General features: G+C 39.7%; 22 protein-coding genes. 21 read left to right on the top strand and 1 reads right to left on the bottom strand.

Translation table 11 applies throughout. The annotated features are described in order from the left end of the window. Nucleotides 1-14: 14 nt before the first annotated feature. From purC to BCELL_RS02280, 11 genes are all read left to right on the top strand, one after another. Entirely contained in the window at nucleotides 15-728 is a 714-nt protein-coding gene (gene purC / locus BCELL_RS02235) for a phosphoribosylaminoimidazolesuccinocarboxamide synthase (protein WP_013487039.1), read from the top strand. Then, nucleotides 728-982 (top strand): phosphoribosylformylglycinamidine synthase subunit PurS, encoded by a 255-nt coding sequence (gene purS, locus BCELL_RS02240; protein ID WP_013487040.1) that lies wholly within the window; start codon nucleotides 728-730, stop codon nucleotides 980-982. The genes purC and purS overlap by 1 nt, the downstream gene beginning before the upstream one ends. Beyond that, a complete protein-coding gene (gene purQ / locus BCELL_RS02245) occupies nucleotides 979-1,662 on the top strand; it encodes a phosphoribosylformylglycinamidine synthase subunit PurQ (protein WP_013487041.1) in 684 nt (227 codons plus the stop codon). Before purS ends, purQ begins: the two co-directional genes overlap by 4 nt. Next, nucleotides 1,646-3,868 carry a phosphoribosylformylglycinamidine synthase subunit PurL gene (purL, locus tag BCELL_RS02250; protein ID WP_013487042.1) on the top strand — a complete coding sequence of 741 codons (2,223 nt, stop codon included), beginning with the start codon at nucleotides 1,646-1,648 and terminating at the stop codon, nucleotides 3,866-3,868. The genes purQ and purL overlap by 17 nt, the downstream gene beginning before the upstream one ends. Then, nucleotides 3,853-5,265: an amidophosphoribosyltransferase gene (gene purF / locus BCELL_RS02255; RefSeq protein ID WP_013487043.1), complete on the top strand. Its 1,413-nt coding sequence runs from the start codon at nucleotides 3,853-3,855 to the stop codon at nucleotides 5,263-5,265. The genes purL and purF overlap by 16 nt, the downstream gene beginning before the upstream one ends. 15 nt (nucleotides 5,266-5,280) lie before the next feature. Then, nucleotides 5,281-6,318, top strand: a complete 1,038-nt coding sequence (purM, locus tag BCELL_RS02260; RefSeq protein ID WP_013487044.1) for a phosphoribosylformylglycinamidine cyclo-ligase — start codon at nucleotides 5,281-5,283, stop codon at nucleotides 6,316-6,318. Next, a complete protein-coding gene (gene purN, locus BCELL_RS02265) occupies nucleotides 6,312-6,893 on the top strand; it encodes a phosphoribosylglycinamide formyltransferase (RefSeq protein ID WP_041808106.1) in 582 nt (193 codons plus the stop codon). The genes purM and purN overlap by 7 nt, the downstream gene beginning before the upstream one ends. Before the next feature lie 3 nt (nucleotides 6,894-6,896). Further along, nucleotides 6,897-8,432, top strand: coding sequence for a bifunctional phosphoribosylaminoimidazolecarboxamide formyltransferase/IMP cyclohydrolase (gene purH / locus BCELL_RS02270; protein WP_013487046.1), 1,536 nt, complete (start codon nucleotides 6,897-6,899; stop codon nucleotides 8,430-8,432). 204 nt (nucleotides 8,433-8,636) lie between these two features. Further along, entirely contained in the window at nucleotides 8,637-9,911 is a 1,275-nt protein-coding gene (gene purD, locus BCELL_RS02275) for a phosphoribosylamine--glycine ligase (RefSeq protein ID WP_013487047.1), read from the top strand. A 536-nt stretch (nucleotides 9,912-10,447) separates the two neighbouring features. Next, entirely contained in the window at nucleotides 10,448-10,570 is a 123-nt protein-coding gene (locus tag BCELL_RS23140; protein WP_280966321.1) for a hypothetical protein, read from the top strand. Between the two features lie 87 nt (nucleotides 10,571-10,657). After that, nucleotides 10,658-10,981 (top strand): hypothetical protein, encoded by a 324-nt coding sequence (locus tag BCELL_RS02280; RefSeq protein WP_013487048.1) that lies wholly within the window; start codon nucleotides 10,658-10,660, stop codon nucleotides 10,979-10,981. Nucleotides 10,982-11,070: 89 nt separating this feature from the next. On the opposite strand, the gene BCELL_RS02285 is transcribed toward BCELL_RS02280, so the two are convergent. Continuing rightward, nucleotides 11,071-11,352, bottom strand: coding sequence for a YgaP family membrane protein (locus BCELL_RS02285; RefSeq protein WP_013487049.1), 282 nt, complete (start codon nucleotides 11,350-11,352; stop codon nucleotides 11,071-11,073). A gap of 109 nt (nucleotides 11,353-11,461) precedes the next feature. On the opposite strand from BCELL_RS02285, the gene BCELL_RS02290 reads away from it, so the two are divergent. The 10 genes from BCELL_RS02290 (at nucleotide 11,462) to gatB (ending at nucleotide 25,968) form a co-directional block, all read left to right on the top strand. Further along, nucleotides 11,462-13,210 carry an adenine deaminase C-terminal domain-containing protein gene (locus tag BCELL_RS02290; protein ID WP_013487050.1) on the top strand — a complete coding sequence of 583 codons (1,749 nt, stop codon included), beginning with the start codon at nucleotides 11,462-11,464 and terminating at the stop codon, nucleotides 13,208-13,210. A gap of 37 nt (nucleotides 13,211-13,247) precedes the next feature. Beyond that, on the top strand, nucleotides 13,248-14,330 hold the full coding sequence (locus BCELL_RS02295) for a DUF3048 domain-containing protein (RefSeq protein ID WP_013487051.1): 1,083 nt from the start codon (nucleotides 13,248-13,250) through the stop codon (nucleotides 14,328-14,330). Nucleotides 14,331-14,389: 59 nt separating this feature from the next. Further along, nucleotides 14,390-14,695 (top strand): YerC/YecD family TrpR-related protein, encoded by a 306-nt coding sequence (locus BCELL_RS02300; RefSeq protein WP_013487052.1) that lies wholly within the window; start codon nucleotides 14,390-14,392, stop codon nucleotides 14,693-14,695. A gap of 764 nt (nucleotides 14,696-15,459) precedes the next feature. Then, complete coding sequence (gene pcrB, locus BCELL_RS02305; protein ID WP_013487053.1) at nucleotides 15,460-16,146, top strand: heptaprenylglyceryl phosphate synthase; 687 nt, start codon at nucleotides 15,460-15,462, stop codon at nucleotides 16,144-16,146. A 69-nt stretch (nucleotides 16,147-16,215) separates the two neighbouring features. Continuing rightward, nucleotides 16,216-18,498, top strand: a complete 2,283-nt coding sequence (pcrA, locus tag BCELL_RS02310) for a DNA helicase PcrA (protein ID WP_013487054.1) — start codon at nucleotides 16,216-16,218, stop codon at nucleotides 18,496-18,498. Between the two features lie 12 nt (nucleotides 18,499-18,510). After that, nucleotides 18,511-20,523: an NAD-dependent DNA ligase LigA gene (gene ligA / locus BCELL_RS02315; protein WP_013487055.1), complete on the top strand. Its 2,013-nt coding sequence runs from the start codon at nucleotides 18,511-18,513 to the stop codon at nucleotides 20,521-20,523. 40 nt (nucleotides 20,524-20,563) lie between these two features. Next, entirely contained in the window at nucleotides 20,564-21,742 is a 1,179-nt protein-coding gene (locus BCELL_RS02320) for a CamS family sex pheromone protein (RefSeq protein WP_013487056.1), read from the top strand. A gap of 1,016 nt (nucleotides 21,743-22,758) precedes the next feature. Next, nucleotides 22,759-23,049, top strand: coding sequence for an Asp-tRNA(Asn)/Glu-tRNA(Gln) amidotransferase subunit GatC (gatC, locus tag BCELL_RS02325; protein WP_013487057.1), 291 nt, complete (start codon nucleotides 22,759-22,761; stop codon nucleotides 23,047-23,049). A gap of 14 nt (nucleotides 23,050-23,063) precedes the next feature. Then, a complete protein-coding gene (gene gatA, locus BCELL_RS02330) occupies nucleotides 23,064-24,521 on the top strand; it encodes an Asp-tRNA(Asn)/Glu-tRNA(Gln) amidotransferase subunit GatA (protein ID WP_013487058.1) in 1,458 nt (485 codons plus the stop codon). A 13-nt stretch (nucleotides 24,522-24,534) separates the two neighbouring features. Then, entirely contained in the window at nucleotides 24,535-25,968 is a 1,434-nt protein-coding gene (gatB, locus tag BCELL_RS02335; protein WP_013487059.1) for an Asp-tRNA(Asn)/Glu-tRNA(Gln) amidotransferase subunit GatB, read from the top strand. Nucleotides 25,969-26,312 lie beyond the last annotated feature (344 nt).

Here is a 26,312-nt window from a genome sequence, read left to right on the forward strand (position 1 = left end):
TAGGAGGGAGCATCTTGCAAAAAGGAGCTTGTCTTTACGAAGGAAAAGCAAAAAGAATCTATAAAACCGAAACCCCAGGTGTACTATGGGTGGAATATAAGGATGATGCTACAGCCTTTAACGGAGAGAAAAAAGATGTACTTACTGGCAAAGGGCGATTAAATAACGAAATCAGTTCTCTCATTTTTACACAGTTGAAGCAAGAAGGGATTGATAGTCACTTTATTGAGAGATTATCAAGTAATGAGCAATTAATAAAAGAAGTAGAAATCGTTCCTATTGAAGTAGTTGTTCGCAATGTGGCAGCTGGTAGTCTAGTAAAAAGGCTCGGAATTGAACGCGCAACGGCTTTTAACCCTCCAATAGTAGAGTTTTATTATAAAGATGATGCGCTAGGTGATCCTATCATTACAGATGAACATGTACGGGTCATGAATTTAGCTAGTAAAGAAGAGGTAGACCAGCTAAAAGATATGGCACTACAAGTCAATGAACACCTTAAACAGATGTTTAAAAAGGTCGGCATTCAATTAGTAGACTTTAAGCTGGAATTCGGTAGAGACCAAACAGGTGCGATTTTACTAGCAGATGAGATTTCTCCGGATACGTGCCGTTTATGGGATGAGGAAACAGGGGAATCATTCGATAAAGATTTATTTAGATTTCAGCTAGGAAACTTGCAAGACGGCTATGAAACAATCTTAACTCGACTAGGAGGACTTAAATAATGTATGAAGTAAAAGTATTTGTCTCATTAAAAGAAGCGGTATTAGATCCACAAGGAGCAGCGGTGAAAGGTTCTTTACATCACTTAGGTTTTGAAGGAGTAGAGGAAGTTAGAATCGGAAAAGTAATGACGCTTCGCATCGAAAGCACAGCGGATAAAATTGAAGCGGAAGTAAAGGAAATGTGTGAAAAGCTATTAGCGAATCCAGTTATTGAAGATTATCGTTTTGAAATTGAGGAGGTAGTTTCTCAATGAAGTTTGCAGTAATCGTCTTTCCAGGCTCCAACTGTGACTTAGACATGTATCATGCAGTAAAGGATGAACTTGGTGTTGAAGCAGAGTATGTATGGCATGACGAAACGAGCTTAGAAGGCTTTGATGGTGTGTTGTTACCAGGAGGATTCTCATATGGGGATTATCTTCGTTGTGGAGCAATTGCTCGTTTTTCACCAATAATGGATGCTGTCATTCAAGCAGCAAACGAAGGAAAGCCAGTACTTGGCGTATGTAATGGATTCCAAATTCTTTTAGAAGCAGGTCTTTTACCAGGGGCGATGCGTCGAAATAAAAACTTGAAATTCATTTGTCGTCCTGTTCAGTTAGTAGTAGAGAACAACGAAACGCTTTTTACAAATGGTTATGCAAAAGGGCAAGAGATTACAATCCCAGTTGCTCATGGTGAAGGAAATTACTATTGCGACGATGACTTGCTACAGAAACTAGTTGCTAATAAACAAATCGTTTTTTCATATCAATCAGATGTAAATGGATCTGTAAATGACATTGCAGGTATTACGAACGAGGCAGGAAATGTACTTGGCATGATGCCTCACCCTGAAAGAGCAGTCGATTCATTACTAGGATCAGATGACGGATTAACTTTATTTAAATCGATTTTAAGCCATTGGAGGGAACGAAATGCAATTACTTCATGAGCCATCTCCACAGATGATTAAAGATGAGCGCATTTACGCAGAAATGGGAGTAACAGATGAAGAGTTTCGCATGGTAGAAAATATTTTAGGGCGTCTACCTAACTATACAGAAATTGGTCTTTTCTCTGTTATGTGGTCGGAGCACTGCAGCTACAAAAACTCTAAAGTCGTATTGAAAAAATTCCCGACAACAGGTGAAAAAGTGTTACAGGGACCTGGTGAAGGTGCTGGAATCATTGATATTGGAGACGAGCAAGCAGTCGTTTTCAAAATCGAAAGTCATAATCATCCATCCGCAATTGAGCCGTATCAAGGGGCTGCAACTGGTGTAGGTGGTATCATTCGTGACATCTTTTCCATGGGTGCTCGTCCAGTAGGTCTATTAAACTCGTTACGTTTCGGAGAATTAGAGACGCCTAGAGTGAAGTATTTATTTGAAGAGGTAGTTGCAGGTATCGCTGGGTACGGTAACTGTATCGGTATTCCAACAGTCGGTGGAGAGATCCAATTTGACCCTTGTTACGACGGTAATCCATTAGTGAATGCGATGTGCGTAGGGTTAATTGACCATAAAGATATCCAAAAGGGGCAAGCAAAAGGGGTAGGCAACTCTGTCATTTATGTTGGTGCAAGCACTGGACGCGATGGTATTCACGGAGCAACGTTTGCATCCGAGGAGTTAAGTGAAGCTTCTGAAGCGAAGCGCCCTGCTGTTCAAGTAGGAGATCCATTTATGGAGAAGCTTCTTCTTGAAGCATGTCTTGAAGCGATCCAAAACGATGCGCTTGTTGGTATTCAGGACATGGGTGCTGCTGGTCTTACTTCTTCCTCCGCAGAAATGGCTAGTAAAGCTGGCTCTGGAATTGAAATGGATTTAGATAAAGTACCACAACGTGAAAAAGGGATGACGGCATATGAAATGATGCTTTCAGAGTCACAAGAAAGAATGCTCCTTGTTGTGGAAGCGGGTCGTGAGCAAGAAATGATCGATATTTTTGAGCGTTGGGGCTTAGAAGCGGTTGTTGTAGGGAAAGTGACGGATGATAAAAAGCTTCGTCTCCTTCATAAAGGGGAAGTTGTAGCGGACGTTCCTGTTGATTCTTTAGCAGAGGATGCGCCTGTATATCATAAGCCTTCTAAAGAGCCTGCTTACTATAGTCAATTCCAAAATGAAGCGCCTTTCAAACCTGCAGTAGCAGATATGAAGGAAACGTTAGCACAATTATTAGCACAACCAACCATTGCTAGTAAAGAGTGGGTTTATGACCAATACGATTACATGGTTAGAACGAATACAGTAGTCGCACCTGGTTCGGATGCTGCTGTTCTTCGTATTCGTGATACGGAAAAAGCAATTGCAATGACAACAGATTGTAATTCTCGTTATATATATTTAGATCCATACGTAGGTGGACAAATTGCTATTGCCGAGGCAGCTAGAAATCTCGTCTGTTCAGGAGCAAAGCCACTTGGCGTTACGGATTGTTTAAACTATGGTAGCCCTGAAAAACCAGAAATTTTCTGGCAGCTAGAAAAGTCTACAGACGGATTAAGCAATGCTTGTGAAGTGCTCGAAACACCAGTAATTGGTGGGAACGTATCTTTATATAACGAAACAAATGGAGTTGCAGTATATCCAACACCTGTTATTGGGATGGTAGGTCTTGTAGAAAACGTAGATCACATTACGAAGCAGCAATTCCAACAAGCTGGAGATTTAATTTATGTCATTGGTGAGGCTGGAGATGACTTCGGTGGAAGTGAGCTACAAAAGCTTCAAAAAGGTGCTATTTCTGGAAAAGCGCCAGCTATTGACCTGTCTGTTGAAAAAGCGCGTCAAGATCAAGTTTTAGCTGCTATTCAAGCTGGAACAGTATCTTCTGCCCACGATTTAGCAGAAGGTGGTTTTTTAGTCGCATTAGCAGAATGTACTTTCGGTACTCAGTTAGGTGCAAAAGTGACTTTACAAGGTGAGGATGTAGTGAAGGAGAGCTTTGCTGAAACGCCTTCCAGATATATTATTACGGTTGCAAAAGATAATCAGTCAGCTTTTGAAGCGTTGATTCCTGATGCAACACTTGTTGGTGAAGTAACGAAAGAAGCGACGCTCACTGTTCAAGATCAAGCAGGTAAATCTGTATTAACAGAAGAAGTATCAAAACTCGAAGACACATGGAGAGGTGCCATTTCATGTTTGCTGAAATAAAAGGTTTAAACGAAGAATGCGGGGTATTCGGTGTTTGGGGTCATAAAGACCCTGCACCGATTGCCTATTATGGCCTTCATAGTCTTCAACATCGAGGCCAAGAAGGTGCTGGAATTGTCGTTAGTGATGGAGAAAAGCTAAAAGCCCATAAAGGGATGGGGCTTGTAAATGATGTATTTGGTAAAGGTGAGATTAACGATATGCATGGTAAGGGTGCAATCGGCCATGTTCGTTATACGACAGCAGGCGATAGTAACCTATTAAACGTACAGCCATTTGTTTTTAACTCGCAAACTGGCAGTCTTGCACTTGCGCACAATGGAAATCTAGTAAATGCGAATGCGTTAAAGCACCAGCTTGAAAGACAAGGGAGCATTTTTCAAACGACTTCTGATACTGAGGTTGTAGCACACTTAATTAAGCGAAGTGGCTATGACACGATCGAAGAAAGAATTAAAAATGCATTAACGATGATTAAAGGTGCGTATGCGTTTATTTTTATGATTGAAGGTAAGATGATGGCAGCGTTAGACCCGAACGGACTTCGACCGCTTTCGATTGCTCGTTTAGGTGATGGATATGCTATTTCATCTGAAACATGTGCCTTTGATATTATTGGTGCGGAATATTTACGTGAGGTAGAGCCAGGGGAGCTAGTGATAATCGATGATGACGGGCTTAGAAGTGAAAGGTTTTCTTCTTCACCTAAGCGTGCGATTTGCTCTATGGAGTACGTTTACTTTGCACGTCCAGATAGTAACGTCGATGAAATAAACGTACACCAAGCACGAAAAAATTTAGGGAAACAGCTAGCTGAAGAGCAGCCTGTAGAAGCAGACGTCGTAACAGGTGTTCCTGATTCTAGTATTTCTGCAGCCATTGGATATGCTGAGCAGGCTGGTATTCCATATGAATTAGGATTAATTAAAAACCGTTATGTTGGAAGAACGTTCATTCAGCCATCACAGGAGCTTCGTGAGCAAGGGGTAAAAATGAAGCTATCTGCTGTTCGTGGAGTTGTTGAAGGGAAACGAGTAGTCATGATTGATGATTCCATCGTAAGGGGAACGACAAGTCGTCGTATCGTAAAGCTACTGCGTGAGGCGGGAGCTTTGGAGGTTCACGTTAGAATTAGTGCGCCACCAATTACAAATCCTTGCTTTTACGGCATTGATACATCAACAAAAGGTGAGTTAATTGCCTCTGTAAAAACAGTAGAAGAAATTCGTGAGGAAATCGGAGCAGACTCCTTATCCTTCTTAAGTGTAGAAGGTTTACAAAAAGGGATTGGGCGTTCACCAGAGATGGAGAATCATGGCCAATGCTTAGCTTGCTTCACAGGAAGCTACCCTACTGAAATATATCCAGAAACTGATCATCCACAAGAAAAATGTTAAGGAGTTGGGGAAAACATGTCAAAAGCTTATGAATCAGCCGGTGTAAATATCGAAGCAGGCTACGAAGGAGTTCGTCGTATAAAAAAGCATGTAGAATCAACAAAACGACCAGAAGTCCTTGGTTCTCTCGGAAGCTTTGGAGGATTGTTTGACCTTTCTTCCTTTACTTATAAAGAGCCAGTACTTGTATCAGGAACAGATGGTGTTGGAACGAAGCTCCTCATTGCCCAAGAGATGGGGAAGCACGATACAATCGGAATCGATGCAGTTGCCATGTGTGTAAATGATATTATCGTTCAAGGGGCATCTCCGTTATTTTTCTTAGATTATTTAGCGCTTGGTGTGAATGATCCTGAAGTAGTTGAGCAAGTTGTTTCAGGCATTGCGGAGGGCTGTCGTCAATCAGGAGCAGCGCTTATTGGTGGAGAAACTGCGGAAATGCCAGGTCTTTATAAACCAGAGGAATATGATGTGGCAGGATTTGTTGTTGGTATTGCAGAAAAAAGTCAATTGTTTGATCCAACAAATGTTGCAGCAGGAGATGTTTTGATCGGTATTACATCATCAGGTGTACACAGTAACGGTTTTTCACTCGTCCGTAAAATAGTAGCTGAACAAGGCTTGTCTTGGAGCGATCCATTTGGAGATTCGGGTAAATCGATTGGAGAAGTGTTTATTGAACCGACACGTATTTACGTCAAAACGCTAAAACCGTTTTTATCTAATGGCTTGGTGAAGGCAGCAGCGCATATTACTGGTGGTGGTCTTATCGAAAATGTGCCGCGTATGCTTCCAGAAGGACTAGGTGCGGAAATTAATGTCGACGCTTGGGAGTTACCGCAAGTATTTCAATGGTTAAAGGAAAAGGGTAACTTAACTGCTATCGATTTGTATGAAACGTTTAACGCGGGCATTGGTCTTGTGTTAACGGTTAAAGCTTCTGATGCAGATGAAGTAATAAAGACACTGACAGAAAACGGTGAATCTCCAAAGGTAATCGGTGAAGTTGTAACAGGCACTGGTGTAACGTTTAAAGGAGAGGGCGTATCATGAATCTCGGAGTGTTTGCTTCTGGAAGTGGAAGTAACTTTGAAGCGATAATGGAAGCAGTAAAGAGTGGGGCAGTTGCCGGGAAAGTACAGCTTCTCGTTTGTGATAAGGAGGATGCTTATGCCATTAAGCGTGCTGAAAATCACGGTGTACCTGTTTTCACATACCAACCAAAAGTATTCGCTTCAAAGGAAGCATATGAAACAGAAATTTTAAGGCAGCTTCAAGCATATAACGTTGAGTTGATTGTTTTAGCAGGCTATATGAGGCTGATTGGCTCCACGTTACTGTCTGCCTTTGAACATAGAATAGTCAACATTCATCCTTCGTTATTACCCGCATTCCCTGGATTAGATGCTATCGGACAGGCATTTGATGCAAAGGTAAAGGTTAGTGGTGTAACGGTGCATTATGTAGATGCGGGTATGGATACTGGTCCGATCATCGCCCAAGAGGCGATTCACATAGAAGATGGAGATACGAAAGAGGACGTACAACGAAAAATCCAGCAAGTTGAGCATCAACTGTATCCGAAAACGATACAAGGTGTTATCGAACAAATAACAAGGGGCGTGTAACAGGTGAAAAAACGTGCATTAGTAAGTGTATCAGATAAAACAGGTATTATCCCATTCGTTCAAAAGCTAGAAAGCTTAGGGGTCGAGATCATCTCTACTGGTGGTACAAAAAAAGCATTAGCTGAAGCTGGAGTAAAAGTTATTGGGATCGAAGATGTAACACAATTTCCTGAGATGATGGATGGGCGAGTGAAAACGTTGCACCCTAACATTCATGGAGGGTTACTAGCACGTCGCGATGTTGACGCGCACATGAATGCTGCAAAGGAGCACGGGATTGAGTTAATCGACTTTGTCATTGTTAATCTGTACCCTTTCCAACAAACTATTGAAAAACCTGCGTCTACTTATGCAGATGCAATCGAAAATATTGATATCGGTGGTCCATCAATGATCCGTTCCGCTGCAAAAAATCATGCATCTGTTTCTATTATCGTTGATGCCGATGATTATGATGTAGTAATAGAAGAGTTAGAAGCAAACGGTGAGGTATCTGTTGAAAGAAAACGTAAGCTTGCTGCTAAAGCTTTCCGCCACACTGCGGCTTATGATGCACTCATTGCTGAATACTTAACGAAGCAAGTAGGAGAAGAAACTCCTGAAAAGCTTACAGTAACCTATAACTTAAAACAAACGCTTCGCTATGGAGAGAATCCACATCAAAAAGCGAGCTTCTATGAAAAACCACTTGGTAACTTAACTTCCATTGCTCGTGCGAAACAGCTTCATGGAAAAGAGCTTTCTTACAACAATATTAACGATGCAGATGCTGCGCTAGCGGTTATTCGTGATTTCAAAGAGCCTGCAGTTTCTGCGATTAAGCACATGAACCCATGCGGTGTAGGCGTTGGTGAGAACGTCTACGAGGCATATATGAAGGCTTTTGAAGCGGATCCAGTTTCTATTTTTGGTGGAATTGTAGCGTCAAACCGTGAAGTTGATGCTATGACAGCCGAGAAGATGAAAGAGATTTTCCTTGAAATTGTTATTGCTCCTAGCTTTACTGAAGAGGCATTAGAGATTTTAACAGAAAAGAAAAATTTGCGTCTCTTAACTGTAGACTTTGCAGCAGATCAGCCTGTTGAGCAATTTGTGAAAAGTGTGGCAGGTGGAGCATTATTACAGGATGAGGATACATTAAGCTACGAAGATGTAACGCTAAAGATCGCTACGAAGAGAGAGCCGACTGAGGATGAATTAAAGCAATTAAAGATGGCATGGAATGTTGTAAAGCATGTGAAATCTAATGCGATAGTATTAGGAAAAGCGGATCAAACAATCGGTATCGGTGCGGGGCAAATGAATCGTGTCGGTGCTGCGAAAATTGCAATTGAGCAAGCAGGAGAGCAAGCGAAAGGTGCAGTACTAGCGTCAGATGCATTTTTCCCAATGAATGATACAGTGGAAGCTGCTGCAAAAGCAGGCATTACTGCAATCATTCAGCCTGGTGGCTCTGTAAAGGATCAAGATTCTATCGATAAGGCTGATGAATACGGCATTACAATGGTGTTTACAGGCGTAAGACACTTTAAACACTAACATTTATTAGCAAAAGATCGGGTAGCATTTTACCCGGTCTTTTATCAAATATGCAAATGTAAAAGGTGATTGAAGCGAGCGTGCGGCTCTTATATACTGGGCTTGTTTGGGCTTATTTACCAAATACGTACGTGCATCTAAAGTATTTATTTATTGAACATTAACTGCAAGTGTAAGAAATTTAAAGGGAAGAGGGGGCTAATCATGAAAGTATTGGTTGTAGGTAGTGGTGGTCGTGAGCATGCACTATGCTGGAAGTTAAAGCAATCAAGTAAAGTCACAGAAGTGTATGCAGCACCAGGTAGTGCAGGTATTGCTGAAGACGGAATTTTTAATGTTGATATAAATGAAAATGATCACGAAGGTTTAATTGCTTTCGCGAAGGAACAAAGTATTGCGTTGACTGTAGTAGGTCCAGAGGCGCCATTAGTGAGTGGCATTGTCGACTTCTTTCAAGCGGAAGGATTAACTGTATTTGGTCCAACGAAAGCAGCTGCAACGTTAGAAGGTAGTAAGCAGTTTGCAAAGGAAATTATGAAAAAATATGACATTCCAACAGCGGCGTATGAAGTCTTTACGGATGTAGAGGAAGCAAAAGCTTATGTTCGCAAACAAGGTGCCCCTATTGTTGTAAAAGCCGATGGATTAGCTGCAGGAAAAGGCGTTATTGTTGCAGAAACAGAGGAGCAAGCTTTAGTAGCGCTTGATGACATTATGGGTGCTCGTACATTTGGAGATGCTGGAGCATCTGTTGTTATTGAAGATTGTTTACGAGGTGAGGAACTGTCCTTAATGGCATTCGTTCACGGTGAAACAGTTCTCCCGATGGTTCCAGCTCAAGATCATAAACGTGCATTTGATGGTGATGCGGGGCCTAATACTGGAGGAATGGGAGCATACTCTCCTGTACCTCACATTGACGCTAATCTTGTTGCAGAAGCAGAGGCAACGATACTGCGTCCAATGGCAAAAGCGATGGTTGCCGAGGGTGTTCCATTTACAGGGATTTTGTATGCAGGGTTAATGATGACTGAGGATGGCCCAAAGGTAATTGAATTTAATGCTCGATTCGGTGATCCGGAAACACAAGTTGTTCTTCCTCGTCTCGAGACAGATTTAGTGGATGTCATTGAGAGCACGTTATCTAGTAAAGAGATAGAGTTGGAGTGGACAGATAAAGCATGTGCTGGTGTTGTGTTAGCGTCTGAAGGCTATCCAGGCTCCTATCCAAAGGGGACACCGATGAGTGTTCCGAGTGATGTTGTAGAAGGGCAAAAATGGTTTCATGCAGGAACGAAAAAAACAGCGGATGGCTGGGCAACAAATGGCGGTCGTGTCATATTGTTATCATCGCTTGGAGAAGACTTACATGCAGCATTAGAGAAAACGTATGAGGTGCTAAATGCCCATGAATGGGAAGGGTTATTTTATCGCTCTGATATCGGAAGTCGTGCTGTGAATCTTTCAAACAAAAAATAAAATTAGTAGAGTGTAACAAGGGTGACTCGAAAAGTGCATTTTTGCCTTTTGAGTCACCCTTTCTAGTATAGGAAGACACTGAAAAAGTGGGTATTCTTTCACTTTTTCAGTGTCCCTAGTATAGGTGTAGGGCGCATTTGTCATGTGAATACTATTATGTGGTTTTGTGCGAGTTTAAAAGCCCTTGTTGAAGTGGAAGCATGAGCGAAAGGATATTAAAGAGAGTTTAAAATCCCGTGAGGAAGTGAGGGTATGAGGCATAGGATATTAAAGTTAGTTTAAAATCCCGTGAGGAAGTGAGGGTATGAGCGAAAGGACATTAAAGAGAGTTTAAAACCCATCAGAAGATGAGCAGATGTCTGAGTGGACATTAAAAGAAGTTCCCTCCGTGAGAAGTTACTTCAATGCCTGAGTGTATTACAAGATATGCTCTTACAATTAATCTTTTATAAACTTAATCTAGAATATTTCAATATGATGAAACCTTCTGAGTATACAATCGTATATACGATATCAATGTTTTAGGAGTGGCAGAGTTGACTAATAAGAGAAAAGAACAAGATAAGAATTTGCTTTTAAGTAATGTACTAGAAATTGCGATAGAAATAGTATTGTTTGCTCCAAGATTAATAGGGAAATTTTTAAAAGGTTTGTTCTAAATTTTCCAATATTTTCATTATATTAATAGATTAAATTAAATAAAGGTGATTCTACAATAATGACAAGAGGGAGGGAGCATACATCAAATGTCTATAAAAAAGCTTTTATGGAAATTATTCTTTATTATCATATCTCTTGGAGCACAATTCGGCATCACGTTTCTTGTTTATGAGCAACTAAATACTCATCATTTTTTTGATGTGATGTTTTTTACAGCAATTTTATTTGTAGTAATAACGATCTTTTTTTCAAGTAGTGGTGGCTTCAATATGGCTCATTACAAGGCAGAAAGAATATATAGTCAGAAATCGTTTAAAATGGAGCGATTCTCGATGAATGTCAATTCTTTTGTTATTTCATCAGTATTATTTTTAATCATATACATCTTATTAGAGGTTTTTGTTCGCTAATAAAAGATAAGAGGATTGGTTAAAGCATGTCTGCTCGCGTACCTCATGAAAAAACGAGCTCGTGAAAACAAGCTCGATAAAAAACAAAATTATGTTGGATTGATTGGTTCTGACCCGTTAGCCGATTCTGTATGATGGGTGCTACGATAGCTTGTATTATCATTATTTTTATCCATTGATTGTTCTGCTATATATGTTAACGGACAAAAGCGTGTAAACCCTTCAGCAACCTTCATTGCTCCCATCATGGCTAATAAAAGTGGCATCGTTTCATTGGAACGACGTACGAGCTTTGCAGTGGCCCAAGCAAGAATAGAAAAGCCGCAAGTGATTCTGATTAATGCATTTAATGTTCCGATATTTTGTTTCATAGTGTTTTCCTCCAAATTTAATATTTTTGTAATATAAAACTTTAGTGTTTTAAAGGGAAAGTATGTTACGATAATACAAAGATAAACTAAACAAAATTGGGTGATAAAGATGGTAAAAGGATTTTCACATTACTGGACTAAAAGAGAAATACGACAGCAGCTAGAAGTTATTCGTGGAAATTTAGCTCCTACGAAGGTTATTACGAATGCGAAATGGCTTAATAGCGTTCGGAAATGCTGGAATAAAGGGAACATCTGGATTTACAATGATCGTATTGTTTATGTGGGAGATCAATTGCCTAAGCTTATGCCACATGAAACCGAGATTTTTGATGCCTCATCGAAATACGCTGTACCAGGCTATATCGAGCATCATGCACACCCATTTCAACTATATAATCCCCTTAGTCTGGCTCAATATGCATCAGAACGAGGAACAACAACGTTAATAAATGACAACTTACTGTTTTTTTTACATTTGAGCAAAAAGAAAGCGCTTACTTTGTTAGATAATCTACAAAAGACACCGGCTACACTTTTATGGTGGGCTCGTTATGACTCACAAACAGAGTTGCATAATGAGGAAGAAGTGTTTGCTTATTCAAATATGAGAACGTGGATTAATCATCCATATGTCGTACAAGGCGGAGAATTAACAGGCTGGCCAAGTGTATTAAATGGGGATGATTCTATCCTGCATTGGATGCAGGAAACAAAGGATGTCAAAAAGCCAATTGAGGGGCACTTTCCTGGGGCGAGCGAAAAAACGCTCACGCAAATGGCTTTATTAGGTGTTGACGGAGATCACGAATCAATGACAGGAGAAGATGTGATCAGAAGATTAGACATGGGAATGACAGCATCGTTAAGATACTCTTCTATTCGACCAGATTTACCGAACTTATTATCTGAACTACATGAGGCTGGATTAGATCAGTATGAAAGTCTACTTATGACAACTGATGGCTCGACCCCGAGCTTTATGAAAAATGGTATGATGGAACACCTCATTAAGATTGCACTTGATAATGGGGTTCCGTTTATGGATGCGATAGCGATGTGCACATACAATGTCGCAAAGCATTATCATATGGATGATATGTTAGGAATGATTGCGCCAGGGAGAATTGCGAATATTAATTTCTTATCGTCAACAGAGGATCCGTTACCTACTGATGTATTGGCGAAAGGTCAATGGGTTCGTAAGCAGGATACACCATGCTTCCCTAATATAGATATGTCATGGAACGAGTATGATTTATCGCCTTTAAATATAGATTGGGACTTACAGGAAAGTGACTTTCATTTTTCTTTACCAGTCGGAGTGGAAATGGCAAATGATGTTATTTTAAAGCCTTATCGGATTATATCAGATCTTACTAGAGAGACGTTGAGCGAAGAAAATGATGAATGTTTCTTTATATTAGTAGACCGTTCTGGAAAGTGGATATTAAGCACAGCTATAAAAGGCTTTGGTAAAAGCCTTTATGGATTTGCTAGTACTTTTAACCATACAGGAGATATTATTTTAATAGGTAAATCTAAGCAGGGATTATTAAAGGCATTTGATCAATTGAAGAAACAGCAAGGTGGTATTGTTCTTCTTGATGAGGACAAAATGGTATTCTCTATGAATCTACCATTAAATGGAATGATGTCAGAAGAAACAATGGAGAAGGTGATGGAGCAGGAGGCAACGTTAAAAGAGGCGCTAAAAGGGCGGGGATATCGTTTTAACGACCCGATTTATAGTTTGCTATTTTTCGCATCAACTCACTTACCATACGTTCGAGTAACACAAAAAGGGATCTTTGATGTAAAAAAGAAAAAAGTTCTCTTTCCCTCAATTATGCGTTAAACTAAGAAAGTGAATAGGTATGGGAGTGAACGAAAAGATGAAACGTCTAATATTAACAGTCTTCGTAATAAGTTTATTTTTTCTCGTAGCTTGTAAATCAGAAGAAGAAACAGCAAAAGAAGAACCACGAGAAGAAGAAAAGGTTGAAATAATAGAGTCTGAGGAACCGGAAGAAGAGCCGTTACCTCCGTTTCCACTAACAGGGTTAGGGTCAGAAGAGGGAGAATTTGAATACCGTGCATTTGGTGTGATGATTGAAAACTCGATGAGTGCAAGACCTCAATCAGGTCTTTATCAAGCAGATGTAGTGTATGAAGTTCTTTCTGAAGGGTCGATAACGAGATTGCTAGCAATCTATCATAGTCAGCAACCAGAACGTATTGGACCGGTCCGTAGTGCAAGAAGCTATTATGTACATTTAAATAAAGGATTTGATGCTATTTATGCATCAGCAGGCGGAAGTCCAGGGGGACTCCAATTAGCAGAAAGTGATTATGTCGATAATATTTCTGGGCTTGTATACGATGGACGATTCTTTTCTAGATCCACTGATAGAGTCGCACCTCATAATATGTATACGACTTATGATGACTTAAAGGCAGCAACAGATCACCTCGGGTATGAGTGGGAGAGACAGCCACCTTCCTTGTACTTTGTTGATGAACTAGAAGAAAATGCAGGAGAAAAAGTAGATTACTTCGAGGTTAAATATGGCTCTACGAATAATGACGTACAATATGAATATGACGAACAATTGAAAAAATATGTCAGATACAATGGTGGACAGCCAACCGAAGATTTAGAGACAGGCGAAGCAGTTGCACCAAAGAATGTATTTATAGTAGAGATGAGCCACCGCGTCATTCCTAAAGAAGAGAACCACATCGATGCTGGTTCAAATCGAAGGGAGATCGATGTTGAGTCTGGTGGAAGAGCTTATTTAATGCAAGAAGGAACATTACAAGAAGTAGAATGGAAAAATGTAGATGGTATCATACTACCATTTAAAGATGATCAACAGGTGCCATTTTTACCTGGACAAACTTGGGTGAACATTGTACCAACAAACGGTGGTGGACTCGAATCATATGTTTCATTATCTAACAACACAGTTGATTAACTATCCGTGAATAGATAAGCTAAAACTTGGCAATGAAGATGTAGAGAGGGTGAGTCTTTTTGCAAATAAATAAATTACGTGGAAAAGAATTAGATCAATTATTTGAAGCGATATTAAGTCTTAAGGACTTAGAAGAGTGCTATCAGTTTTTTGACGACTTGTGTACAATGAACGAAATACAATCGTTGGCACAACGTTTAGAAGTAGCGAGAATGCTGATGGAAGGATACACATATCAGCGTATAGAAAAAGATACCGGTGCTAGTACTGCAACAATTTCTAGAGTAAAACGTTGTATTAATTATGGAAATGATGGCTATAAGTTCACTCTTGAGAGAGTACATGGAGAGTTAAAAGAAAAGTAAAAGACTAAAAAGACTTAAAACTAGCTTATGAAGCCAGTTTTAAGTCTTTTTTTTAGATAAGTATAAATTAGGCAGTGAAATTTTATCACCATGCGTACTAGCGAGAAGAGCACTCACTAGTCTATGGAGAAATTCCACTGCTTCTAAGAAAAGACTAAAAACGAGCTTCAAGCGAGGCCACTGAAAAAGTATAAAACAACTTTTTCAGTGCCTTTTATTTGTATTGCAGTCGCTCGCCTGATAGGAGAAACCCGCTCCTATCAGGCTTTTAAACGATTGCGACGGCTACGCACATTGCTTAAGGGCACCGAAAAAGTGAAAGAACGCCACTTTTTCAGTGCCCTTGCTTCAATCTCGTTTTTAGTTTTTTTTAAGGATACTTCAGTAAATCAGCAAACCATCATTTATTGTTAAACTCTACTAATGAGTAAAGAGCTTTTTTTTGGTATACTATTCAGCAGAGTAGAAAGATAAAGATGCGGAATAGGGTTGTAATCCGTTGGTGCTGTGATGCTGTTGTTGAACGGAAAGGAACTGCAGAAAGTATTCCGTTTAAGTGGAGAATGCGTTGTTGAACGGAAAGGAACTGCAGAAAGTATTCCGATCAAGTGGAGAAGATGCTGTTGAACGGAAAACAACAGAAGAAAGTATTCCGTTCAAGTGGAGAAGATGCTGTTGAACGGAAAACAATCAAGAACTAGCACTAACATTTGCTCTCCGCTCCATAGTAAGTTTGCAAGAGAATCGAAAGTGAGGGGAAACCCATGAAACAATATAAAGAATGGAAGCATGCCTTCAAACTGGACCCTAACAAAGAGATTTCAGACGAAGATTTAGAGCTTCTTTGTGAATCTGGAACGGACGGAATCATTGTTGGTGGAAGTGATGGTGTAACAGAAGAAAATACGATTGATCTTCTCATGCGTATTAGAAGGTATTCTGTCGCATGTGCATTAGAGGTATCTAATCTCTACTCTATCGTACCTGGATATGATTATTACTTTATTCCTTCTGTCGTCAATACAACAAATGCAACATGGATTAATGGTCTTCATCATAGAGCGTTGAAGGAGTATGGTCATCTTATGAACTGGGATGAAGTAGTGACAGAAGGCTATTGTGTACTCAACCAATCTTCTAAAGTAGCACAATTAACAGATGCCAATACAGAACTTGATTCAGAGGATGTAATTGCTTATGCGAGAATGGCGGATAAGCTTTTTCACATGCCAGTATTTTATTTAGAATATAGCGGTAAGTATGGAGATCCCGACATTGTCGCTGAAGTGAAATATGTGTTAGAGCATTGTCGGCTTTTTTATGGTGGAGGAATTGAGTCGTTTGAACAAGCGAAAGAAATGGCGCAACATGCAGATACGATAATAGTAGGAAATGTGATATATACGGATATTAAGGAAGCCTTGAAAACAGTAAATGCAGTGCAGGAGTAAGTGTACAATTGGTATGAAATGAGATAAAATGAACTTATTATAGAACGTACGTTCTGGAGGGGTGGTTTCATGGAACGAATAAAGCAGCAATTACTAGATGGCTTAAATAAAGAACAAGGTGAAGCAGTGAAGCATGGTGATGGTCCGCTACTAATCATGGCTGGTGCAGGGAGTGGAAAGACGAGAGTATTAACGCATCGTATTGCTTATTTGATCGGTGAAAAAGGGGTGCCTCCGTGGTCAATATTAGCCATTACTTTTACGAATAAAGCGGCAAGGGAAATGAAGGAGCGAGTGGCTCGTATTGCATCTACAGCTGAGGAAATTTGGATTTCTACGTTTCACTCGATGTGCGTGAGAATTCTACGAAGAGATATTGATCGGATTGGGACAAGCCGTAACTTTACGATATTAGATTCCGGAGATCAACTTACTGTCATTAAACGTATTCTTAAGGAATTAAATATTGATGTAAAAAGATACGAGCCGAGATCGATTTTAGGGACGATTAGCTCAGCAAAAAATGAATTAAAGACACCAAAGGATTACGAAAAAACAGCTTCGGGACCATACGAATTAACAGTGTTAAAGGTATATGAAGCATATACAAAAGAACTAAAGAAAAACCAAGCATTAGACTTTGACGATCTCATTATGACAACTATTAAGCTTTTTAAGCAAGTGCCAGAGGTGTTGGAATACTATCAACGTCGTTTTCGCTATGTCATGGTCGATGAGTATCAAGATACAAACCGTGCACAATATGTATTAGTGAAAATGATGGCAGACCGACACCAAAATATTTGTGTCGTAGGGGATTCAGACCAGTCTATTTATCGTTGGAGAGGAGCCGATATTCAAAATATTTTATCCTTTGAAAATGATTATCCAAATGTCAATGTGATTATGCTTGAGCAAAATTATCGGTCGACGAAAAAAATTCTTCAAGCTGCGAATGAAGTGATAGAAAATAATTCAAATAGAAAGCCTAAAAAGCTTTGGACACAGAATGACGATGGAGAAAAAATTAAATTTTATGAGGCCGATAGTGAGCATGACGAAGCACAATATGTTGTTGGGAAAATAAAAGAAGCAACAGACTCTGGACGTTATAGAGCCTCAGATATATCTATTCTTTATAGAACGAATGCACAATCCCGAGTCATGGAGGAAATGCTAGTTAAATCGAACATTCCTTATACGATTGTTGGAGGGACAAAGTTCTACGATAGAAAAGAGATTAAAGACTTATTAGCATATTTACGTCTAGTAGCCAATCCAGACGATGATATTAGCTTTAGAAGGATTATTAATGTTCCACGACGTGGTATTGGTGCGACGACACTAGCGAAAATTGATGATTATGCTGCAAGGAATGACCTATCTATTTTTCAAGCGCTACAGGAAGTGAGACATATTGGTCTTAGCCCACGCTTTGAGAAAACTCTTACGGAATTCATTGAACAAATTAATGGGTGGGTACAAATGCAAGACTACTTGCCTGTAACTGAATTAGTAGACGAGCTTTTAGATAAAACAGGTTATCGCGAGATGTTAAAAAATGAAAAGAATTTAGAAGCAGAAGCGCGTTTAGAAAACATTAATGAGTTTTTAACAGTAACGCAAGAATTTGAAAAAACGAGTGAAGATAAGACACTCGTCGCTTTCTTAACTGACTTAGCATTAATAGCAGATATCGATAAAGTGGATGATGATGGCAACCAAGAAGATCAAGTATTGCTCATGACACTACACTCCGCAAAGGGGCTAGAATTTCCTTTAGTTTTCCTTATTGGCCTAGAAGAAGGGGTTTTCCCGCATAGTAGGTCATTGATGGAAGAAGCAGAAATGGAAGAGGAACGTCGTTTAGCATATGTAGGAATTACGAGAGCAGAACAGGAACTATGTATTTCTAGAGCAAGAATGCGAACGTTATACGGTAGAACGAATATGAATCCTCCGTCACGCTTTTTAAACGAGATACCAGATGATTGTGTAGAGCACGTTAATCCAAAAGAAGATAATAGCATGCCAGATTGGATGAAAACGACGAGAAGTCATACAAGTTCGGGAACTGGGGCGCATTTTTCTTCGAGTAATAGAAGAGGGGCAGCTAGACCGACAAATACGGCTGCACCTAGAGGTACTGTAACACAGCGTTCAAAAACGACAGTAACTGGTGGACAATCCTTTGATTGGGCTGTTGGAGATAAAGCTTCTCATAACAAATGGGGGGTAGGAACTGTTGTAAGTATGAAGGGAGATGGCGAAAATATCGAATTAGATATTGCCTTTCCTGCGGTTGGAGTTAAACGCTTGTTTGCAAAATTTGCACCAATAACGAAACAATAGGGTGGGAACGAGATGGCAAAGGATGACATAAAACAAGAAATTGACCGATTAACCAATATATTAAATGATTATGCCTACCATTATTATGTGCTAGATCAACCAAAGGTTTCTGATGCTGAATATGATCAGCTATTACATGAGCTGACGAAGCTAGAAGAGGCGTATCCTGAATGGAAACGTGATGACTCACCTAGTGAACGTGTTGGCGGACAACCTTTAGAGCATTTCAGTAAAGTGCAGCATGACGTACCGATGCTTAGTTTATCAAATGCTTTTAACGAAGAAGAGTTACGCGACTTTGACCGTCGTGTACGCCAAGGGTTAGGCCATGAACCGACATATAGCTGTGAGTTAAAAATAGACGGTCTTGCTGTTACGTTGAAATATGAGCAAGGACGATTTGTACAAGGGGCAACGCGTGGGGATGGAACGGTTGGTGAAGACATCACTAGTAATTTGAAGACCGTTCCGTCTATTCCATTAAGACTAAAAGAGGCGGTTACAATCGAAGTTCGAGGGGAAGCTTTTATGCCTAAGCGTTCATTTATTCGTTTGAATGAAGCGAAGGAAAAAAATGGAGAACAGCTTTTTGCCAATCCTCGAAATGCTGCTGCAGGATCATTAAGGCAGTTGGATCCAAAAATTGCAGCGAAACGAAGCTTAGATATTTTTATTTATTCAGTTGGTAAAGTGGAAGGGGAAGACATTCCTTCACACCATGGCGCGTTAAACTATGTCAAAGAGCTTGGCTTTAAAACAAACGAGCATCAAAAGCATTGTAAAACGATTGACGAAGTAATCGATTACTGTGAGAGTTGGCTTAGTAAAAGAGCTGATCTTCCTTATGAAATAGATGGAATTGTTATAAAAGTGGATGCACTTGCAGATCAAGAGCAATTAGGCTTTACCGCTAAAAGTCCAAGATGGGCAACCGCATATAAATTTCCAGCTGAAGAAGTTGTTACGACGTTATTGGATATTGAGCTAAGTGTTGGTAGGACAGGAGTTATTACACCGACAGCAATATTAGAGCCGGTGTCGGTAGCTGGGACAACCGTTCAACGTGCTTCCTTGCATAATGAAGACCTCATTCGGGAATTGGATTTAAAGCTTGGTGATAAAGTCACGATCAAAAAAGCTGGAGATATTATTCCGGAAGTGGTCAACGTTCTTGTTGAACAGCGTACTGGTGAAGAACGAGATTTTTCCATGCCAACACAATGCCCTGAATGCCACAGTGAGTTAATCCGTATTGAAGGAGAAGTAGCTCTACGCTGCGTTAATCCAAAATGCCCTGCTCAAATACGAGAAGGCCTCATCCATTTTGTTTCTAGAAATGCGATGAACATTGACGGTTTAGGGGAGAGGGTCATTACACAGCTATTTAATCATAAGCTCATTGAAGATGTAGCTGACTTGTATAAGCTAGAGAGACAATTACTGCTAAACTTAGAGCGTATGGGTGAAAAATCGGTTGATAATTTATTACGAGCGATAGAAGCGAGTAAAGAGAACTCACTCGAGAAGCTTTTGTTTGGATTAGGTATACGTCATGTAGGTGCAAAAGCAGCAAAAACTTTAGCGCAACACTTTAACACGATAGATCAAATACAGAATGCAACTCGTGAAGATCTAGAAGCTATTAATGAGGTTGGAGAAAAAATGGCAGATGCGGTTGTCACATATTTTGAAACACCTGAAGTGAAGGAGCTTATCTCTGAACTAGAAGCATTAGATATCAACTTAGAATATAAAGGACCAAACATCAATGTTAGTGATGATGCAAATAATGCATATTTCTCTGGTAAAACAGTAGTACTTACTGGTACGATGGAACAGATGGCACGAGGGGATGCAAAGAAAGAGATAGAAGCTCGTGGTGGTAATGTTACAGGCAGTGTTAGTAGTAAAACAGACCTTTTAATTGCCGGGGAAAAATCTGGCTCAAAATTGAAAAAAGCACAAGATTTGAATATTGAAATATGGGATGAAGCAAGATTTTTAGAAGAGTTAACAAAGGAATAGAACTTAAATGATAGTGCACCTGGTGAGGGAGTGTGAATCGATGAAGAGAAAATTAAGTATTGTATGTATTTCCTTTCTTTTATTATTAACAGGGTGTATCCCTACGTTAGACCGCGGAGAAGAAGAAATTATCGTTGTTGAGCAAACAGAGGAAACAGAGGAACAGCATTTTGTCATTACTCCTACTATCGATACACCAGAAAACTATTATCGTAATTTACTTCCTGATGGTATATATCATCGGAGTGAAGCGAGGGGCACTGTCGCTCATACGATGAATAATCGAATAGATATGAACCAATTTGAGTTAGGGCTAATGGAAATTGCAACTGCAAGGTATAGCCAAGAAGACTTTTATTTTCAAGAAGGCGAGCTATTAACGGGCAATACTATTAATAGCTGGTTACGTCGGTATAACCCTAATGAGGATCGCTATCGCTTTGGTCTCAATCCACCATTAGGAGAAGGCGATGATCTAGAAGAACAAATGAGAAAAAGTCCAATCGTTCTTTCCCATGTCATGGAGCATAACTATGTGCAAAGAAATGATGATGGAGAAATTATGCTCGGTGGTATTGTAATCGGTCTTTCTCTTAACTCAGTTTACTATTTCCGGACGGAAGATGAAGAAGGGCGCTATTATTTTCACGAAGAGCCAATAGAGCCAGAAGATGCTGAAGCTGCAGGTAAGGAAATGGCTGAACAAGTCGTGGAGCGTATAAGAGCTAGAGACGGTTTAGAAAATGTTCCTATTACGATTGCTCTTTATCAGGAAGAACGCCGTGGGGCTATTGTTCCAGGGACATTTATATCAATGGCGCATATATCTGGCGAAGATGCATTTATTAATGATTGGGAAGAAATTAACGAGCAATTCTTCTTTTTCCCATCTTCGAATGCCCGTACTGTACATCCAAATTTATCAAACTCCTTTGGCCAATTTAAAGATGAGGTGGAAGAGTTTTTCGGTAGATCAATGGGGATTGTAGGAAAAGGTCGCTATAAAAATGATGCATTAGACGAGCTAACGATAGAGTTTAATCTCCAATCGCACGGGAAAGCTGAAATTATTGCCCTTACTCAATTTGTTAGTGGTAAAGTAAGCTCATTGTTTACTTTTGACGCACCAATAAATGTGTACATTAACTCCGTAAATGGACCAGAAGCGATAATTATTCAATATCCAGGAGAAGATCCGTATATTCACGTATATAAATAAAATGGCCTGTAGGATTACTCTAACGGGTTTACCACAGAGGTGCAAACAAGTAATTCACAAGCAAAACACATGCGATTTCACAGTTGAAATCACATGTGTTTTTTGTTGTTATATCAGTGTTTTATTGTTAAACATACAGTAATTCACACCCCTATTCGCATAGCTAGAAATAAATATTGATGTGATTTGCCATGTGAATTTTAATGTGAAAGGTAAGGAATTGTTTTTTTATATAAAAGTAAATGAAAAGATATATATATAATCTTTCCATCTTTCAAGCAATGTAATGAAAGAAACGAGCAGAAATACTCAATTGAATAAATAAACGGAGAAATTCCGCTTATTTAATAAATAGCACTGAAAATAGTCTGAATAAACGGAGAAATTCCCCTTATTGACTCGAAACTCTTGAAAAAGGGGGGATTTCCTTTGCATAAGCGGAAAAACTACCCTTATTTGCCACGAAATTAGGTCAATTTTGATTTTAAACGGAAATTCTCCGCTTATTTTATTTCATTGGTAAAGAGAGGAATACATGGACTTGGCATAAGCCAAGTTTATCTAATAAATTTCCAATAAAACCGCATTTACTCCAACAAACGATTCGTGAAATAAGCAAACATAAAAACAATGGTACGAAGAACTTTCGCGCCATTTTTTTATGCGAATAATTATACTGTCAATCTAGTTGCGAAAGATGTGAGTTTTAGCGTGTGAATTCGTTTGTGATTTGACAATTCGCACCTCACAAGTAAACCCGTAATATTACTCCTATTAAAAAAAGACAAGAAATTTTGCGGTGAAAATGGGCGTAGTAGTGAGAATCCCTCTTTCTACTACTTAAGAAGAAGTCGGCAAAATTTCTTCACAATTTTTGAAATATGTTCGCTTCATGTTAAAAGGCTAAAGCTTTTGTATTTTTATAAGATTGCTTGTATTTCTGTTCTTTGGTATCATCATACTATTGTAATACAGTGGTAAAATACGGATAAATGACCAATTGGAGGTGGAATGAAATGGCTCGTATCTCAAAAGAACAAGTAGAGCATGTGGCTAATTTAGCGAGACTTGAATTTACGAATGAAGAAATCGATATGTTTCAGCAACAATTAGACGATATCATAGGTTATGCGGAGCAGCTTAATGAGCTCGATACATCAAATGTAAAACCTACTTCTCATGTCCTCGACATAAAAAATGTTTTAAGAGAAGACGAAGTAAAGCCTTCTCTTGAAAGAGAAAAAGTATTAAAAAATGCACCTGACCATGAAGATGGACAATTTAAAGTGCCGTCGGTGTTAGAGTAAAGGGGGAAAGTAATGTGAGTTTGTTTGATCATAAAATCGCAGATATACATGAACTTCTACATAAAAAAGAACTATCTGTTACTGATTTAGTGAATGAATCATATAACCGAATCAATCAGGTAGAATCAAAGGTTGATGCTTTTCTTCATTTGACAGAGGAGCTAGCAAGAGCAAAAGCGAAAGAATTAGATGAACAATTAGGGGCCATTCAAACGCTAGAAGGAACGTTGTTTGGCTTGCCAATAGGAATAAAGGATAACATTGTGACGAAAGGAATTCGTACGACTTGTGCAAGCAAGCTACTAGAAAACTTTGAGCCACAGCATAATGCAACAGTAGTAAACAAGCTTGCAGATGCAAGAGCCATTACGATCGGTAAATTAAACATGGACGAATTTGCAATGGGCTCGTCCAATGAGAACTCAGGCTACAAACTAACTCGTAATCCGTGGGACTTAAATCGCGTTCCTGGTGGCTCTAGCGGTGGTTCGGCTGCTTCTGTTGCTGCAGGTGAAGTTTTGTTTTCTTTAGGCTCTGATACAGGTGGTTCCATACGTGAACCAGCATCGTTCTGTGGTGTTGTCGGTATGAAGCCAACTTATGGACGTGTATCTCGATTTGGTCTTGTCGCGTTTGCGTCATCACTCGATCAGATTGGACCTATTACTCGCAATGTAGAGGACAATGCGTACGTGCTTCAAGCGATCTCAGGGCACGACAAAATGGATTCTACTAGTGCAAATGTAGACGTACCGTCTTTCACTAATGGTCTGAATGGAGATATTAAGGGCTTAAAGGTTGCGGTTCCTTCAGAGTACATCGGAGAAGGTGTAAGTAGCGAAGTTCGTGAGCAAGTGATGCAGGCGTTAAAGACACTAGAAAGCCTAGGGGCTACGTGGGAGGAGGTTTCTCTTCCACATTCTAAATATGCGACGGCGGCCTATTACTTATTAGCTTCATCAGAGGCTTCGGCAAACTTAGCGCGCTTTGATGGTATTCGTTACGGTGTTCGTGTAGAAGAGGAGAACCTTATCGAAACGTACCGTAAGTCTCGTAGTGAAGGGTTTGGAGATGAAGTGAAGCGTCGAATTATGCTAGGTACCTTTGCTTTAAGCTCGGGGTACTATGATGCTTATTATAAAAAAGCACAACAAGTAAGAACGCTAATAAAACAGGACTTTGAAAATGTTTTTGAGAAGTATGATGTCATTATTGGTCCTACAGCACCTACGACAGCTTTTAAGATAGGTGAAAAAACCGATGATCCATTAACGATGTATGCAACAGATATTTTAACGATTCCAGTAAACTTAGCAGGAGTACCAGCAATTAGCGTTCCGAGTGGACTAGCTGGTGGGTTACCAGTAGGTTTACAAATAATAGGTAAGCACTTTGACGAAGCAACAGTGTACCGTGTAGCTTATGCATTTGAACAAGCAACAAATTTCAACGAACAAAAGCCAAAACTATAAGGGGGGAACGAGAGTGAAATATGAAACGATTGTCGGACTTGAAGTCCACGTAGAACTGAAAACGAAGTCAAAAATATTTTGTGGTTGCTCCACTGAATTTGGTGCACCACCCAACACGCACACATGTCCCATTTGTCTCGGTCACCCAGGAGTTCTCCCAGTTTTGAACAAGCAGGCGGTGGAATTTGCGATGCGTGCAGCTATGGCGCTGAACTGTGAAGTAGCCGAAGTAACGAAGTTTGATAGAAAAAACTATTTTTATCCTGACAATCCGAAAGCATACCAAATTTCCCAGTTTGATAAGCCAGTAGGAGAGCATGGTTGGATTGATATAGAAGTAAATGGCGAGACAAAGCGAATTGGTATTACCCGTTTACACTTAGAGGAAGATGCAGGGAAGCTTACACATGTAGATGGAATGGGACACTCATTAGTAGACTTTAACCGAGTGGGGACACCTTTAATTGAAATCGTCTCTGAGCCAGATATTCGTACTCCAGAGGAAGCTTATGCTTATTTGGAGAAATTAAAGGCTATTATGCAGTACATTGAAGTATCTGACTGTAAAATGGAGGAGGGCTCTCTCCGTTGTGATGCGAATATTTCCTTACGTCCTGTTGGTCAAGAGGAATTTGGTACGAAAACGGAGCTGAAGAACTTGAATTCCTTTGCATTCGTACAAAAAGGTTTAGCTTACGAGCAAGAGCGTCAAGCGGAAGTATTGTCGAGCGGAGGAGAAATCCTTCAGGAAACACGACGATGGGATGAAAAGGCTAATAAAACGTTATTGATGCGTGTAAAAGAGGGATCTGACGACTATAGATACTTCCCAGATCCAGACCTTGTCGAGTTCCATATCGATGCAGCCTGGAGAGAAAAAGTCGAAAAGCAAATACCGGAGCTTCCAGATGCGCGTCGGAAGCGGTATATTAATGAACTAGATCTTCCAGCATACGATGCAAGTGTATTAACGCAGCAAAAGTCAGTGAGTGATTTCTTTGAGGCTTGCCTTGCGGAGGGTGGTCCTGCAAAGCCAGTTTCTAACTGGGTGATGGGTGAAGTTAGCCGTTATCTAAACGCTGAGGAAAAAGAAATTGAAGACATTCCGATGACCCCGAAATCATTGGTTAACATGATATCCCTCATAGAAAAGGGAACAATCTCATCCAAGATTGCAAAGCAGGTTTTCAGTGAACTAATGGAAAACGGCGGCGATCCTGAGGAGATCGTAAAAGATAAAGGGCTTGTACAAATATCTGATGAAGGTGAGATTCTTAAAATGGTCAACGATGTTCTTGACCAAAATCCACAATCGGTTGATGATTTCAAAGCAGGCAAAAAGAAAGCGGTTGGATTTTTAGTTGGTCAAATAATGAAAGCATCTAAAGGAAAAGCGAATCCTCAGTTAGTAAATAAGATGCTAGTCGAAGAGATGAATAAAAGATAATCAAGATTCACAAAGCAAAATTGGCGGTGGAAATGATGCCACGTGTAGTAGCGAGAAGGGCACTCACAACTACTTTAAAGACATGTGTCATCATTTCTTCACCGCTTATAAGAAAAGACTAAAATCGAGCTTAATCCAGCTCTTTTTTAGTCTTTTCTTATAATAATTTATAAAATAATCATCTAAAGTAAAACAGCACTTTCGCCTAGTTTTTATGGAATTATTATCCATAAATTGAAAGAGAAACTATCCATTTCCTGTATGCACAGTGAAATGAGAACAAAAGAATATAGTTATTGATTAAGTTCAAATCTTGATGGTTAGGATAAAATAACCAAATTTTA

It is taken from the genome of Evansella cellulosilytica DSM 2522, from assembly GCF_000177235.2.
GTDB classification, from domain to species: Bacteria; Bacillota; Bacilli; order Bacillales; family Salisediminibacteriaceae; genus Evansella; species Evansella cellulosilytica.